The following is a 13857-nucleotide window of genomic DNA, read 5'->3' as shown; positions in this document are numbered from 1 at the left end:
CTCGAACGCCGAGGTCGCACGCGGCGCCCACACGTGAGATACGTGTGACGCGGTGTCTCAGGACCTCAGACGAGCAACGTCCTTCTCCAATCGGCGGCAACAGAAGCGACATTGAACCTAGGAGAGACCCGGTGGCCTGTCAACGCATTTACGCGGGAACCGGACACCGACTCGCTCCACGGACCGAGGAGGCCCCCGTGCCCAACGGCTCGCTCTCCCTGCCGGCCCGGCTCTGCCTGCTGGCCTGGGACCCCGCGCGGTCCACGGCCGCCGACACCGCCCGGGTCCACCACCTGGTGCGCGCCGGCGCGCTCACCGAACTGGCCCGGTGCGGCCTGCTCACCGACGACGAGGGCATCGCCACGCCCGCCGACCCGGACTCCCGCACCGGGGACCCGGTCCTCGACGGCCTGCTGGAGCTCGTCCGCGAGTCGATGCCGCGCCGGTGGCGCACCTGGGTGCGGCCGCACGCCCGGGTCACCTACGACGCCGTGCGGGAGCAGCTCGTGGCCGAGGGGTACGTGCGGGCCGAGAAGAAGCGCGTGCTCGGCGTGTTCCCGTCCGTGGACCACGTGCTCGCGCGGCCCGCCGTGGCGCGGGCGCTGCGCGAGGAGGTGCGGCGGGTCCTGGAGGGGCCGCTGCCGGCCGGGGAGGTGTCCGAGCGGGACGCGGCCACGGCGGTGCTGGCGGCCGCCGCCGGGCTGGGCGTCCCGGAGGGCTGGGGGAGCGGAGCGCGCGGCCGGGACCGGATCGCCGAGCTGATCGGGCGGTGCGGGAGCGCGGCCCCCGGCATGCGGACGATCGTGGGCGAGGTCAGGGGCGCGGTGAGCGACGAGACCACGCGCGCGCGGGCGCAGGCGTCGGCCGGCGGCTGAGCGACCGCCGCAGCGGGCCCGGCGGGGCGGTCAGCGGCTCCCGCCGCCGCGGGGCCCGGCGGGCGGGTCAGCAGCTCCCGCGCATCAGCTCCGCCAGGTCGTGGTCCAGGTCCAGTTGGAGATGCTCCAGACCCACCGGCACCAGCTCGCCCGCGGCCCGCAGGAACCGGCGCAGCTCACCCGAGCGCACATGGATCACGGCGGTGCCCTCGGGCGCGTGGAACTCCAGGACGGTGCGGTCGTACCCGTACGGGCGCACCCGGACGTCGCCGTGGCCGTTCGGCTCCCGCATCCCGGCGATGAGCAGCTCGCGGGAGAAGGTCCAGCAGACGTCCACGCCCTCGAGGGTGGCCGGGGCGGGGAAGGTCATGCGGACGGCGAACGGGTCACTGCGGTCGTAGTGCAGGGTGGCGGGGATGCTCGGCATACGCGGTGCGGCGGCGACGAGACGCGCCTCGACGGGCTGCTCGATGACGGTGGACAACGCCTTGCTCCCTCGTGACGGCTGGACGGGCTTCGGAGGTGGTGCGGGCCGGGCACTGGAAGAGACGTCGGAATCAGCCCATCCGTGCACACGACGAGCGAGTGACCTCTGTCACCGCGTTCATGCCCGGCAGCCCCCGGGAGTGACACGGCTCTCCCCGCGTGCCCCGAAGGACACTTGCGGCACTCGCGCGCCACACGCGCGTGGTGGACGAGTGCCGGCCGACGCCCCCTGGACGGCGCCCGGGCGGTGGGCTAGCTTCGCCCGCCATGAGGCGCTTGGGAAGCACGCGACGCACGGTACGGCCCGTTCGAGCCGGCGGCAGGCGTACGGGGCGGGTGGTGCTCGCGGCGGCGGTCTGCGCCGCGGCGCTCGCCGCGCTGACCGCCGTACCCGCCCAGGCGCACCCGCGGCCGCAGTGGGACGTGAAGGACACCGGGATCTCCGACGTCCGGTTCCGCGGGCTCGCCGCCGTCAGCCGGCACACCGCGTGGGTGGCCGGCACCGGGGGCACGGTCCTGCGCACCACCGACGGCGGCGACACCTGGCGCGACGTCTCCCCGCCCGGCGCCGGCGAACTGGAGTTCCGGGACATCGAGGCCTTCGACGCCCGCCGGGCCGTGGCCCTGTCCATCGGGGAGGGCGAGGCGTCCCGGGTCTACCGCACCGACGACGGCGGGGCGACCTGGACCGAGTCCTTCCGCAACACCGATGCGCGGGCCTTCTACGACTGCCTCACCTTCTTCGACCGCCGCCACGGCCTCGCCATGAGCGACCCGGTGGACGGGAGGTTCCGCATCCTGTCGACCAGCGACGGCGGCCGCTCGTGGAAGGTGCTGCCCGACGCCGGGATGCCGGCCGCGCAGACGGGGGAGGCCGGATTCGCTGCCGGCGGCCAGTGCCTGGTCTCCGCGGGACCGAAGGACGTGTGGCTCGCCACCGGTGGGGCCGCGCACGCGCGCGTGCTGCACTCCGCCGACCGCGGGCTCACCTGGACGGCCGCCGACGCCCCGATCCCGGCCGGCGACCCCGCCCGCGGCGTCTTCGCCCTCGCCTTCCGCGACCGCGCCCACGGTCTCGCCGTCGGCGGCGACTACCGCCCCGACCAGGCCTCCCCGCGGGCCGCCGCCCGGACCGGCGACGCCGGCCGCACCTGGCACCCCGCCGACCGGCCGCCGCCGGCCTACCGCTCCGGCGTCGCCTGGCTCCCGCACAGCCGCACCGCCGCCCTCGCCGTGGGCCCCACCGGCACCGACCTCACCACGGACGGCGGCCGCACCTGGCGCACCGTCGACACCGGGTCCTACGACACCGTGGACTGCACCCCGGACCTGGGCTGTTGGGCCGCGGGCGAGCAGGGCCGGGTTGCTCGGCTGGAGCGCTGACGCCGGGCGGGGCGGGGTGTTTGTCCGTAACGTGGGTAACCGTTCGCTGTACGTGAGCCGTACGCGAGAGGAAGTGAGCGGACATGCCCAGCGGTTCCGGCCCCAAGCGGGAGCGGCAGTACGAACACATCAAGAAGAGCGCGAAGGACCGCGGCGAGAGCACCGGCCGCGCCAAGGAGATCGCGGCGCGCACGGTGAACAAGGAGCGCGCGCAGTCCGGCGAGTCGAAGACCGCCAGCCGCACGTCCACGCGGGACGAGTCGCCGAGCAAGCGCGGCGGCCGGCGGTCCGGGAACCGGCAGGGACCCCAGGGGCCCACCTACGACCAGCTGTACCAGGAGGCCAAGCGCCGTGACGTCCACGGCCGTTCGAGCATGAACAAGGGCGAGCTGCGCCAGGCGCTCGGCAAGTGAGCCGGCGCTACCGGGCGAGCGTCTCCCGGTAGCGCTCCAGCGCGGGCGCCGTCTTCGTGGCGACGAACTCGGTGACGCGGTACGCGCACACGCCGGCCCTGACGAATGGGTCGCCCGCGACGATCTCCTCGATCCGCGCCCGGTCCTCCGCGACGGCGAGGACAACCCCGCCGTCGCGGGGTTCCTTGGGGCCGGACGCCAGGAACACACCCTGCTCGTAGAGTCCGTCGAGCCAGGCCACGTGCTCCTCCAGCACGGCGTCGACGGCTTCGCGCGGGGCGGTGTGGGACAGCTCCAGTACGAACATGATCGCGAGCCTACTCCGGGCTCCCGTAGGCTTGCCGCCACCATGACGACCGTGACCGTGCAGATCCCCGCCGACTGGCCCGCGACCGAGGAACGGGCCCGCGCCGTCCAGGACGAGCTGCGCGCCCGCGTCGTGCTCGACGAGCCCGGACCGACGCCCGGCACCGGCCGGGTGACCGGCGTGGACGTCGCCTACGACGACGAACGCGACGTCGTCGCGGCGGCCGCCGTCGTGCTGGACGCCGCGACCCTCGCCGTCGTGGCCGAGGCCACGGCCGTCGGGCGGATCTCCTTTCCCTACGTGCCCGGTCTGCTCGCCTTCCGGGAGATCCCGACCGTGCTCGCCGCCCTGGAGGCGCTGCCCTGCCCGCCCGGCCTGGTCGTGTGCGACGGGTACGGCCTGGCCCACCCGCGCCGCTTCGGCCTCGCGAGCCACCTGGGCGTCCTCACCGGCCTGCCCACGATCGGCGTGGCCAAGAACCCGTTCACCTTCACGTACGACGACCCGGACGCCCCGCGCGGCAGTACGTCCCCGCTGCTCTCCGGCGCCGAGGAGGTCGGGCGCGCGGTGCGGACCCGCGACGCCGTGAAGCCGGTGTTCGTCTCCGTCGGGCACCGGGTGGGCCTGGGCAACGCCTGCGCCCACACGCTGGCCCTGACTGCCGGCTACCGGCTGCCGGAGACCACCCGCAGGGCCGACGCGCTGTGCCGCGCGGCCCTGCGGACGGCCACCTATCCGGCCTGACCCTCGATGCTCCAGCGGCCCACCTCCCGGTAGGCCGAGTCGTGGATCGCCGAGCCGTCTCCGGGCCGCAGGTCGTAGTGCTTCAGATTGCCGCCCCAGTACCGCAGGATCCGCTGGAGTTCGCCCGCCGGGTCCTCGGCGAGCGCGCCGTCGTCCATGGTGACTTCGAGAAGGAACTTCATGCCTTCAAGGGTTTCATTGAAGTCCTTTTTGGCACTTTGCCGCACACCGGGCCCGTTCGCAGGGGGAGGGGCGCGCGAGAAGTCTCAAATCATGCCGTTCGGGCGCCCAGGCGTGTCTGAGTACCCGTACGGATGTGCCGCCGCCCGGCGCACCGGCAGGGTGGGCGGCATGACGACACACCGTGCATCCAAGAACTCGGCCGAGCCCGGCCGGCCCGTCGAGCGGGCCGTGGTCGCCGGCCTCGTGCTGGCGGTGGGTGCGGGGCTGGCCTGGATCGGCGGGATGATCTACACGATCGCCGGGTGGGCGGGGTAGAGACGGCGGGTGGGCCGGGTGGAGACGGCCTCCGGACCCGGCCTCCGACCGCCTCGCGGGGCCTTCAGCGGCTCGCGGCCACCCGGAACCCGATGCCCGCCGCCCGCAGCCGCTCGGTCAGCGCGTCGCCCATCGCCACGGCCGTCGTGACCTGCCCGGCCGTCGCCGGCAGGGTGTCGAGCGCCAGGCACAGCGCCGCCTCGGCGAACATCTTGGCCGTCTCGTCGTACCCGGGATCGCCGCCGGACACCTCGGTGAACACCTTCCGCCCGCCGCCCTCGCCCACGAAGCGGACCGAGAACCAGCTCCGCGCCCGCCGTTCGGCGCTCGGTCCCTCGCCCGGCGCGAGCCGGCCGGACAGCCGGCGCCGCACGGGCGGGACCTGGGCCGCCGCCACCAGCGCGGCCACCGCCGCCACCCCGCCCACCGCGACGGGCAGCCGCCGCACGGCCGCGTAGTGGCGGTAGCGGAAGTCCGGTCCGTAGCGGTCCAGGGCCTTCGCGGACCGGCGCACGATCTGCGCGTCCACGGTCGGCAGCGGCAGCGCCCACGCACCGACCTCCCCGGCGAACCGCGGCGCCCCCGTCGGCGTCGCCACGCGGCGGCCCACCAGCCGGGGCTCGTGCCGCCGGCGTTCCAGCGCGGCGGCCCGCAGCCGACGGCCGCGGGCGAACTGGCCCAGCGCGGAGGCGAGCGTTCCGCCCGAGAAGGTGGCGCCGACGCGCACGAAACCGTCCACGCGCAGCGGCACGCCCTCCGGCAGCTGCCCCACGGTGAAGTGCACGCCCAGGTCGTGCGGGACGGAGTCGAAGCCGCAGGCGTGCACCAGCCGGGCGCCGGTCTCCCGCGCGCGGGCGTCGTGGCGCACGTACGTCAGGTCCACGAACTCGGGCTCCCCGGTGAGGTCGAGGTAGTCCGTTCCGGCGTCCGCGCAGGCGGCGACCAGCGCGTCGCCGTGGCGGAGGTAGGGGCCGACGGTCGTGGCGACCACGCGCGCGTGCCCGGCGAGTTCGCGCAGCGAGTCCGGATCGGACACGTCCGCGAGCAGTACGCCGACGTCCGCCGCGGCCGGCAACCGCTCGCGCAGGCGGCGCAGCTTCTCCTCGCCCCGGCCGGCGATCGCCCAGCGCAGCCCCTTCGGCGCGTGCGCGGCGAGATACTCCGCCGTCAGTTCGCCGACGAAACCCGTCGCCCCGAACAGCACGATGTCGTACGGCCGGTCGGCCGTCTTCAGCCTGCTCATGACATCCCTCCGTCACCCGTCGGCAACCCCTGGGTCCGCAGCACGCGCCGTTGCCGGTGGCTGAGGCTAGCGTGAGGAGCGCGCGGCCCGGCGAGGAGCCTCGACCACAATTGGCTAAGCGCTTGCTCGCCCGGGTCTTGTGCCCAGTGGAACACGTTCTTAGCATCACTGGTGTTACATCGGTTGTGTCACAGAGCTGGGGGCTGAATGTCGCAAGCGAAGACGCCGACGCGGACACCGGGTGCCGAGGGCCCGCTCACCGGTGTGCGCGTGGTGGAACTGGCCGGCATCGGTCCCGGGCCCTTCGCCGCCATGCTCCTGGCCGATCTGGGCGCCGACGTCGTCCGCGTCGACCGCCCCGGCGGTCCCGGACTCGGGATCGACCCCGCCCATGACGTCACCAACCGCAACAAGCGCTCCGTCGTCGTCGACCTCAAGGCGCCGGACGGCCCCGCCCGCGTCCTCGACCTCGCCGAACGCGCCGACGTCCTGATCGAGGGCTACCGCCCCGGTGTCGCCGAACGGCTCGGCGTCGGCCCGGAGGACTGCCACGCCCGCAACCCGCGCCTCGTCTACGGCCGTATGACCGGCTGGGGCCAGGAAGGCCCGCTCGCCCAGCGCGCCGGGCACGACATCGGGTACATCGCCCTCACCGGCGCCCTCGGCATGATCGGCGCCCCCGACGCATCGCCGCCCGCCCCCGCCAACCTCCTCGGCGACTACGCCGGCGGCTCCCTCTACCTGGTCGTCGGCGTCCTCGCCGCCCTGCACCACGCGCGCGCGAGCGGCACCGGCCAGGTCGTGGACGCCGCGATCGTCGACGGGACCGCCCACCTCTCCTCGATGATCCACGGCATGCTCGCGGCGGGCGGCTGGCAGGACCGGCGCGGCGCCAACCTCCTCGACGGCGGCTGCCCCTTCTACGGCACCTACGAGACCGCCGACGGCCGCCACATGGCGGTCGGCGCGCTGGAGCCGCAGTTCTACGCCGAGTTCATGCGGCTGCTCGGCATCCCCGGCCTCGCACCGGCCCGCGACGACATGTCCCGCTGGCCAGAGCTGCGTGCGGCCGTCGCCGCCCGGTTCAGGTCCCGTACCCGGGACGAGTGGACGGCCGTCTTCGCCGGCTCCGACGCCTGCACGGCGCCCGTCCTGTCGCTGCGCGAGGCCCCGCACCATCCGCACCTCGCCGCCCGCTCCACCTTCACCGACCACGGCGGCATCACCCAGCCCGCCCCCGCGCCCCGCTTCTCCGCGACCCCCACCGCCGTACGCACCGGGCCCGCGCTGCCCGGCGCCGGCGCCGAGTCCGTGGCCCGCGACTGGGACCTGCCCCGCGAGCAGGACCCGCCCCGGGCGTCCCTCCCGAACCCCGCAGTGCACAACCCTCAGTGAAAGGCCTGCCAGTGAGCACCGAAGCGTACGTGTACGACGCGATCCGCACCCCGCGCGGACGCGGCAAGGCGAACGGCGCCCTGCACGGCACCAAGCCCGTCGACCTGGTCGTCGGCCTCATCCACGAGATCCGCGCCCGCTTCCCGGACCTGGACCCGGCCGCCGTGGACGACATCGTGCTCGGCGTCGTCGGTCCGGTCGGCGACCAGGGCTCCGACATCGCGCGCATCGCGGCGATCGCCGCCGGGCTGCCGGACACCGTGGCCGGCGTCCAGGAGAACCGCTTCTGTGCCTCGGGCCTGGAGGCCGTCAACCTGGCCGCCGCCAAGGTCCGCTCCGGCTGGGAGGACCTGGTGCTCGCGGGCGGCGTCGAGTCCATGTCCCGGGTCCCGATGGCCTCGGACGGCGGCGCCTGGTTCAACGACCCGATGACGAACCTCGCCACCAACTTCGTCCCGCAGGGCATCGGCGCCGACCTGATCGCCACCATCGAGGGCTTCTCGCGCCGCGACGTCGACGAGTACGCGGCCCTGTCCCAGGAACGCGCGGCCACCGCCTGGAAGGAGGGCCGCTTCGAGCGCTCCGTCGTCCCGGTGAAGGACCGCGCCGGCCTCACCGTCCTCGACCACGACGAGCACCCGCGCCCCGGCACCACCGCGGACTCGCTGGGGAAGCTCAAGCCGTCCTTCGCGGACATCGGCGAGCTGGGCGGTTTCGACGCGGTGGCGCTGCAGAAGTACCACTGGGTCGAGAAGATCGACCACGTCCACCACGCGGGCAACTCCTCCGGCATCGTCGACGGCGCCTCCCTGGTCGCCATCGGTTCGAAGGAGGTCGGCGACCGCTACGGTCTGCGGCCGCGCGCCCGGATCGTCTCCGCCGCCGTCTCCGGCTCCGAGCCCACCATCATGCTCACCGGCCCCGCTCCGGCCACCCGCAAGGCCCTCGCCAAGGCCGGGCTGACCATCGACGACATCGACCTGGTCGAGATCAACGAGGCGTTCGCGGCGGTCGTCCTGCGCTTCGTGAAGGACATGGGCCTGTCCCTGGACAAGGTCAACGTCAACGGCGGCGCCATCGCACTCGGCCACCCCCTCGGCGCCACCGGCGCGATGATCCTCGGCACCCTCGTCGACGAACTCGAGCGCCAGGACAAGCGCTACGGCCTCGCCACCCTGTGCGTGGGCGGCGGCATGGGCATCGCCACCATCGTCGAGCGCATCTGACCCCCTCCCGACGGATACGACGGCCACGACGGCTGCCACGGCCACGACGGCCACGACGGCCACGACGGACCACCTGGAGCACACCTCATGAGCACCGAGCCCACCACCATCCGCTGGGAGCAGGACGACACCGGCGTCGTCACCCTCGTCCTCGACGACCCCGACCAGTCCGCGAACACCATGAACCAGGCGTTCCGCGACTCCCTCGCCGCGGTCACCGACCGCCTGGAGGCCGAGAAGGACGCCATCCGCGGCATCATCGTCACCTCGGCCAAGAAGACCTTCTTCGCCGGCGGCGACCTGCGCGACCTCATCCGCGTCACGCCCGAGACCGCCCAGGACCTCTTCGACGGCGGCATGGCCATCAAGCGGAACCTGCGCCGCATCGAGACCCTCGGCAAGCCCGTCGTCGCCGCCATGAACGGCGCGGCCCTCGGCGGCGGCTACGAGATCGCGCTGGCCTGCCACCACCGCGTCGCCCTCGACGCCCCCGGCTCCAAGATCGGCTGCCCCGAGGTCACCCTCGGCCTGCTCCCCGGGGGCGGCGGCGTCGTGCGCACCGTCCGGATGCTCGGCATCACCGACGCCCTGCTGAAGGTCCTCCTCCAGGGCACCCAGTACAACCCGCGCCGCGCCCAGGAGAACGGCCTGGTCGACGAGGTCGCCGACAGCCGCGAGGACATGCTCGCCCGGGCGCGCGCCTTCATCGACGCCCACCCGGAGTCCGCCCAGCCCTGGGACCGGCCCGGCTACCGCATCCCCGGCGGCACCCCGTCCCACCCGAAGTTCGCGGCCAACCTGCCCGCCTTCCCCGCCAACCTGCGCAAGCAGACGAACGGCGCCCCCTACCCGGCGCCGCGCAACATCATGGCCGCCGCCGTCGAGGGCTCCCAGGTCGACTTCGAGACCGCCCAGGTCATCGAGGCCCGCTACTTCGTCGAGCTGGCCGCCGGGCAGACCTCGAAGAACATGATCCAGGCGTTCTTCTTCGACCTCCAGGCGGTCAACTCCGGCGCCAACCGCCCCAAGGGCGTGGAGCCCCGCAAGGTCGCCAGGGTCGCCGTCCTGGGCGCGGGCATGATGGGCGCGGGCATCGCCTACTCGTGCGCCCGCGCGGGCATCGACGTCGTACTGAAGGACGTCTCGCTGGAGTCGGCGCTCAAGGGCAAGGCGTACTCGGAGAAGCTGTGCGCCAAGGCCGTGGCGAGGGGCCGTACGAGTCAGGAGAAGGCGGACGCGCTGCTCGCCCGGATCACGCCGACCGCCGAGGTCGCCGACCTCGCGGGGTGCGACGCGGTGATCGAGGCGGTCTTCGAGGACACCTCGCTCAAGCACAAGGTGTTCCAGGAGATCGAGCACGTCGTCGCCCCGGACGCGCTGCTGTGCTCCAACACCTCGACCCTGCCGATCACGGCGCTGGCCGAGGGCGTCGAGCGGCAGGGCGACTTCATCGGGCTGCACTTCTTCTCGCCGGTGGACAAGATGCCGCTGGTGGAGATCATCAAGGGCGAGCGGACCGGGGAGGAGGCGCTGGCGCGCGCCTTCGACCTGGTCCGGCAGATCAAGAAGACGCCGATCGTGGTCAACGACTCGCGCGGCTTCTTCACCTCCCGGGTCATCGGCCACTTCATCAACGAGGGTGTCGCCATGGTGGGGGAGGGCATCGAGCCGGCGTCCGTGGAGCAGGCGGCGGCCCAGGCGGGCTACCCGGCCAAGGTGCTCTCCCTCATGGACGAGCTGACGCTCACCCTCCCGCGGAAGATCCGGGCCGAGACCAGGCGCGCCGTGGAGGAGGCGGGCGGCACCTGGACCGCGCACCCCGCCGACGCCGTCATCGACCGCATGGTCGACGAGTTCCGGCGCCCCGGGCGCAGCGGCGGCGCCGGGTTCTACGAGTACGGCCAGGACGGCAGGCGGGCAGGACTCTGGCCGGGGCTGCGCGAGCACTTCACCCGGCCCGGACAGGAGATCCCGTTCCGGGACATGCAGGAGCGCATGCTCTTCTCGGAGGCGCTCGACACCGTCAAGCTCCTCGAGGAGGGCGTCCTGACCTCCGTCGCCGACGCCAACATCGGCTCGATCTTCGGCATCGGCTTCCCCGGCTGGACCGGCGGCGTCCTCCAGTACATCAACGGCTACGAAGGGGGTCTGCCGGGCTTCGTCGCCCGCGCCCGCGAGCTGGCCGACCGCTACGGCGAGCGCTTCACGCCGCCCGCGCTGCTGGTGGAGAAGGCGGAGAAGGGGGAGGTCTTCACCGACGGTCGCTGAGGCCGGTGCCCGCGGCGGGGACCGGGGCCGCCTCAGTCCTCGCCGTACGCGCTGCCCTCGTCGAGCCACTCCCGCAGCTCCTCGCGCAGCGAGCGCTGGAACGTGGTCAGCAGCGCCTGCACCACCAGCGGGTGCATGTGCGCCGAAAGGGACCGCACGTCCGGCGCGTCCCGTTCGGCGACCGCGTCGCGCAGCAGCCGCGACAGGTCGCGCGCGGCGGCGCGGGAGTGCTCCAGCAGGGCGGCGCGGGCGGCGAGCACCGTCTCGGGGGAGAAGGGCACGTCGAGCAGCTCGACGCCGAGCCGCAGCAGCCCGGCGTCGACGCGGTAGCCGTCCCCGTCGGGCACCACGACGTCCATCGCGCCGAGCCGTTCCACCTCCTCGTCGGTGAGCGGCCGCCCGGCCCGCCGGCCCAGCTCCTCGCGGGTGACCCGCTCCACCGTCTCCGGCACCCAGGAGGCCACCACCGCGCGGTGCAGCGCCAGGTCGTGGGGGCTCAGGTCGTCCGGCAGCCGGTTCAGGTACCGCTCGATCGCGGCCAGCGTCATGCCCTGGTGCTGCAGCTCCTCGATCAGCGCGAGGCGGGCCACGTGCTCGCGGCCGTAGTGCCCCACGCGGCGCGGGCCGAGCACCGGCGGCGGCAGCAGCCCCCGGGTGCCGTAGAAGCGGACCGTGCGCACCGTGACGCCGGCCCGCGCGGCCAGCTCGTCGATCGTGAGGGTCGGCTCCTCGGTGTCGGTCGTCGTCATGTGCAGCAGTATCGCTGTCTCACCAACACTGTGAAACCTCTTCCGCATCGGTCGCAGGCCTCTTGCACACCAGGTGCAGACCGTCGGTGGATCTTGTGAGAAGTCACGCTGTGTGACATGAACCACCGCATGCCCACGCTGTGTCGTGGGAAGGTGCCGTCTTGGTCTGTGCCGCGTCATTGGGTGGTGCGGGCCCGAGACACACGTACGGACGACTCGGGCGCACCCCGCCCGAGCGCACCAGAGAGTGGAACCACCCGTGAGCAAGGACGCCGTCGACACGGCACAGGTCGCCGCCCACCCCCAGGCGACCGGGACCATCCCCGCGGACGCGGGCGACGCCGGTTACAGCAAGGACCTCAAGGCCCGCCACGTCAACATGATCGCCATCGGCGGCGCGATCGGCACCGGCCTCTTCCTCGGCGCCGGCGGCCGCCTGCGCGACGCGGGCCCGGCGCTCGCCGTCGCGTACCTCGTCGCCGGCGTCTTCGCCTTCTTCGTCGTCAAGGCCCTCGGTGAGCTGGTGCTCTACCGGCCCTCCTCCGGATCCTTCGTGTCGTACGCGCGCGAGTTCCTCGGCGAGAAGGGCGCCTACGTCGCCGGCTGGATGTACTTCCTGAACTGGTCGACCACCGGCATCGCCGACATCACCGCCATCGCGCTGTACACGCACTACTGGAGCATGTTCACGAGCATTCCCCAATGGGTGCTCGCCCTGATCGCCCTGGCGGTGGTCCTGGCCGTGAACCTGATCTCGGTGAAGATCTTCGGCGAGATGGAGTTCTGGTTCGCGATCGTCAAGGTCGCCACCCTCGTGGGCTTCATGCTGATCGGCATCTTCCTGCTGGCCACCCAGCACGAGGTGAGCGGGCAGACCCCGGGCGTGGGCATGATCACCGACCACGGCGGCATCCTCCCGCACGGCGTGATGCCCGTGGTCCTCGTCATGCAGGGCGTGATCTTCTCCTACGCGGCCCTGGAGCTGGTCGGCGTCGCCGCCGGCGAGACCGCCGAGCCGCACAGGATCGTCCCCCGCGCGGTGAACTCGATCATGTGGCGGGTCGCCCTGTTCTACGTCGGCTCGGTCGTCCTCCTGGCGCTGCTGCTGCCGAGCTCGCTGTACTCGGGCGACGAGAGCCCCTTCGTCACGGTGCTGTCGGGCATCGGGGTGCCGGCCGCCGGTGACGTGATGAACCTCGTCGTGCTCACCGCCGCGATGTCGTCCCTCAACTCCGGTCTGTACTCCACCGGCCGCATCCTGCGCTCCATGGCGATGGCGGGCTCCGCGCCCCGGTTCACCGGCGTGATGAGCCGCAGCCAGGTTCCCTACGGCGGCATCCTGCTGACCTGCGGCATCTGCGTCCTCGGTGTCGGACTGAACTACCTGGTGCCGAACAAGGCCTTCGAGATCGTCCTGAACGTCGCCTCCCTGGGCATCATCAGCACCTGGGTGATCATCATGATCTGCCACCTGGTCTTCGTGCGCCGGGCGCGCGCGGGCCTGGTCGAGCGGCCGCGCTTCCGGCTGCCCGGCAGCCCCGTCACGGAGATCGTCACGATCGCCTTCCTGCTGGCCGTGATCGGCCTGATGTGGAACGACGAGGAGGTCGGCCGCAAGACCGTGCTGCTGGTGCCCGTGATCGCGGTGATGCTGGTGGCCGGCTGGTTCGGCGTCCGGCGCCGGGTGGCGCGCAACGCCGAGCAGGAGCTGTCGGCACTGCGGAAGTAGCGGCCCCGGGCCACTGTCAGTGGTGGCCCCTACGGTGGCGTCATGTCGGAGATCAGGTATGTCCGGGGTGACGCCACCGCGCCGTCGGTCAAGGGCGTCAAGGTGATCGCCCACGTCTGCAACGACCTGGGCGGCTGGGGCAAGGGCTTCGTCCTGGCCCTCTCCCGCCGCTGGCCCGAGCCGGAGGCGGCCTACCGCGCCTGGCACCGCGACCGCGCGTCCAACGACTTCGCACTGGGCGCGGTCCAGTTCGTCCAGGTCGAGCCGTACGTGTGGGTGGCCAACATGATCGGCCAGCGCGGCATGCGGACCGGCAGCAAGGGAGCCCCCGTGCGCTACGAGGCCATCGGCACCGCCCTCGGCCGCGTGGCCGACAGGGCCGCCGGGCTGGAGGCGTCCGTGCACATGCCCCGCATCGGCTGCGGCCTGGCCGGGGGCAAGTGGTCCCGCGTCGAGCCGCTCATATCCGACCGCCTCGCCCGGCGCGGCGTCCCCGTGACCGTCTACGACCACGGGGACGCCGCCTAGACCCGCGGCCTGC

The 13857-nt window shown here is 73.2% G+C and carries 15 protein-coding genes; 10 read left to right on the top strand and 5 right to left on the bottom strand.

Translation table 11 applies throughout. The features are described from left to right. The first annotated feature begins 197 nt into the window (after nucleotides 1-197). Nucleotides 198-875 (top strand): GPP34 family phosphoprotein, encoded by a 678-nt coding sequence (locus D1J63_RS04725; protein WP_125627855.1) that lies wholly within the window; start codon nucleotides 198-200, stop codon nucleotides 873-875. Between the two features lie 67 nt (nucleotides 876-942). Here D1J63_RS04725 and D1J63_RS04720 read toward each other — a convergent pair whose 3' ends face one another. Then, a complete protein-coding gene (locus tag D1J63_RS04720; protein WP_125627854.1) occupies nucleotides 943-1359 on the bottom strand; it encodes an SsgA family sporulation/cell division regulator in 417 nt (138 codons plus the stop codon). Between the two features lie 338 nt (nucleotides 1360-1697). Between D1J63_RS04720 and D1J63_RS04715 the strand changes: the two genes are divergently transcribed. Continuing rightward, nucleotides 1698-2744: an oxidoreductase gene (locus tag D1J63_RS04715; protein ID WP_125635197.1), complete on the top strand. Its 1047-nt coding sequence runs from the start codon at nucleotides 1698-1700 to the stop codon at nucleotides 2742-2744. Nucleotides 2745-2827: 83 nt separating this feature from the next. Continuing rightward, nucleotides 2828-3157, top strand: coding sequence for a plasmid stabilization protein (locus D1J63_RS04710; RefSeq protein WP_102929073.1), 330 nt, complete (start codon nucleotides 2828-2830; stop codon nucleotides 3155-3157). Nucleotides 3158-3164: 7 nt separating this feature from the next. On the opposite strand, the gene D1J63_RS04705 is transcribed toward D1J63_RS04710, so the two are convergent. After that, on the bottom strand, nucleotides 3165-3464 hold the full coding sequence (locus D1J63_RS04705; RefSeq protein WP_125627853.1) for a YciI family protein: 300 nt from the start codon (nucleotides 3462-3464) through the stop codon (nucleotides 3165-3167). Between the two features lie 42 nt (nucleotides 3465-3506). Between D1J63_RS04705 and D1J63_RS04700 the strand changes: the two genes are divergently transcribed. Further along, a complete protein-coding gene (locus D1J63_RS04700; protein ID WP_125627852.1) occupies nucleotides 3507-4208 on the top strand; it encodes an endonuclease V in 702 nt (233 codons plus the stop codon). Here the strand turns inward: D1J63_RS04700 and D1J63_RS04695 are convergent. After that, nucleotides 4196-4390: a hypothetical protein gene (locus tag D1J63_RS04695; RefSeq protein ID WP_125627851.1), complete on the bottom strand. Its 195-nt coding sequence runs from the start codon at nucleotides 4388-4390 to the stop codon at nucleotides 4196-4198. The genes D1J63_RS04700 and D1J63_RS04695 overlap by 13 nt on opposite strands. Nucleotides 4391-4559: 169 nt before the next feature. On the opposite strand from D1J63_RS04695, the gene D1J63_RS04690 reads away from it, so the two are divergent. After that, nucleotides 4560-4706: a hypothetical protein gene (locus D1J63_RS04690; protein WP_125627850.1), complete on the top strand. Its 147-nt coding sequence runs from the start codon at nucleotides 4560-4562 to the stop codon at nucleotides 4704-4706. 64 nt (nucleotides 4707-4770) lie between these two features. Here the strand turns inward: D1J63_RS04690 and D1J63_RS04685 are convergent, their stop codons facing one another. Next, nucleotides 4771-5949, bottom strand: coding sequence for a saccharopine dehydrogenase NADP-binding domain-containing protein (locus tag D1J63_RS04685; RefSeq protein WP_125627849.1), 1179 nt, complete (start codon nucleotides 5947-5949; stop codon nucleotides 4771-4773). A 207-nt stretch (nucleotides 5950-6156) separates the two neighbouring features. Here D1J63_RS04685 and D1J63_RS04680 point away from each other — a divergent pair, with 207 nt between their 5' ends. From D1J63_RS04680 to D1J63_RS04670, 3 genes are all read left to right on the top strand, one after another. Further along, complete coding sequence (locus D1J63_RS04680; protein WP_125627848.1) at nucleotides 6157-7344, top strand: CaiB/BaiF CoA-transferase family protein; 1188 nt, start codon at nucleotides 6157-6159, stop codon at nucleotides 7342-7344. An 11-nt stretch (nucleotides 7345-7355) separates the two neighbouring features. Further along, the gene (locus D1J63_RS04675; RefSeq protein ID WP_102927890.1) at nucleotides 7356-8570 is read left to right on the top strand and encodes an acetyl-CoA C-acetyltransferase; all 1215 of its coding nucleotides are present in this window, start codon (nucleotides 7356-7358) and stop codon (nucleotides 8568-8570) included. Between the two features lie 87 nt (nucleotides 8571-8657). Beyond that, nucleotides 8658-10838 (top strand): 3-hydroxyacyl-CoA dehydrogenase NAD-binding domain-containing protein, encoded by a 2181-nt coding sequence (locus tag D1J63_RS04670; RefSeq protein ID WP_125627847.1) that lies wholly within the window; start codon nucleotides 8658-8660, stop codon nucleotides 10836-10838. 32 nt (nucleotides 10839-10870) lie between these two features. Here D1J63_RS04670 and D1J63_RS04665 read toward each other — a convergent pair whose 3' ends face one another. Further along, the gene (locus D1J63_RS04665) at nucleotides 10871-11587 is read right to left on the bottom strand and encodes a MerR family transcriptional regulator (RefSeq protein WP_241235508.1); all 717 of its coding nucleotides are present in this window, start codon (nucleotides 11585-11587) and stop codon (nucleotides 10871-10873) included. A gap of 259 nt (nucleotides 11588-11846) precedes the next feature. Here D1J63_RS04665 and D1J63_RS04660 point away from each other — a divergent pair, with 259 nt between their 5' ends. Continuing rightward, the gene (locus tag D1J63_RS04660) at nucleotides 11847-13316 is read left to right on the top strand and encodes an amino acid permease (protein WP_125627845.1); all 1470 of its coding nucleotides are present in this window, start codon (nucleotides 11847-11849) and stop codon (nucleotides 13314-13316) included. Nucleotides 13317-13358: 42 nt separating this feature from the next. After that, nucleotides 13359-13844 carry a macro domain-containing protein gene (locus D1J63_RS04655; protein ID WP_125627844.1) on the top strand — a complete coding sequence of 162 codons (486 nt, stop codon included), beginning with the start codon at nucleotides 13359-13361 and terminating at the stop codon, nucleotides 13842-13844. Nucleotides 13845-13857 lie beyond the last annotated feature (13 nt).

The sequence above is a fragment of the Streptomyces sp. KPB2 genome, from assembly GCF_003950055.1.
Lineage (GTDB): Bacteria > Actinomycetota > Actinomycetes > Streptomycetales > Streptomycetaceae > Streptomyces > Streptomyces salinarius.
The sequence above is the reverse complement of the archived record's forward strand: the minus strand, read 5'-3'. Positions and strand labels throughout refer to the sequence as shown.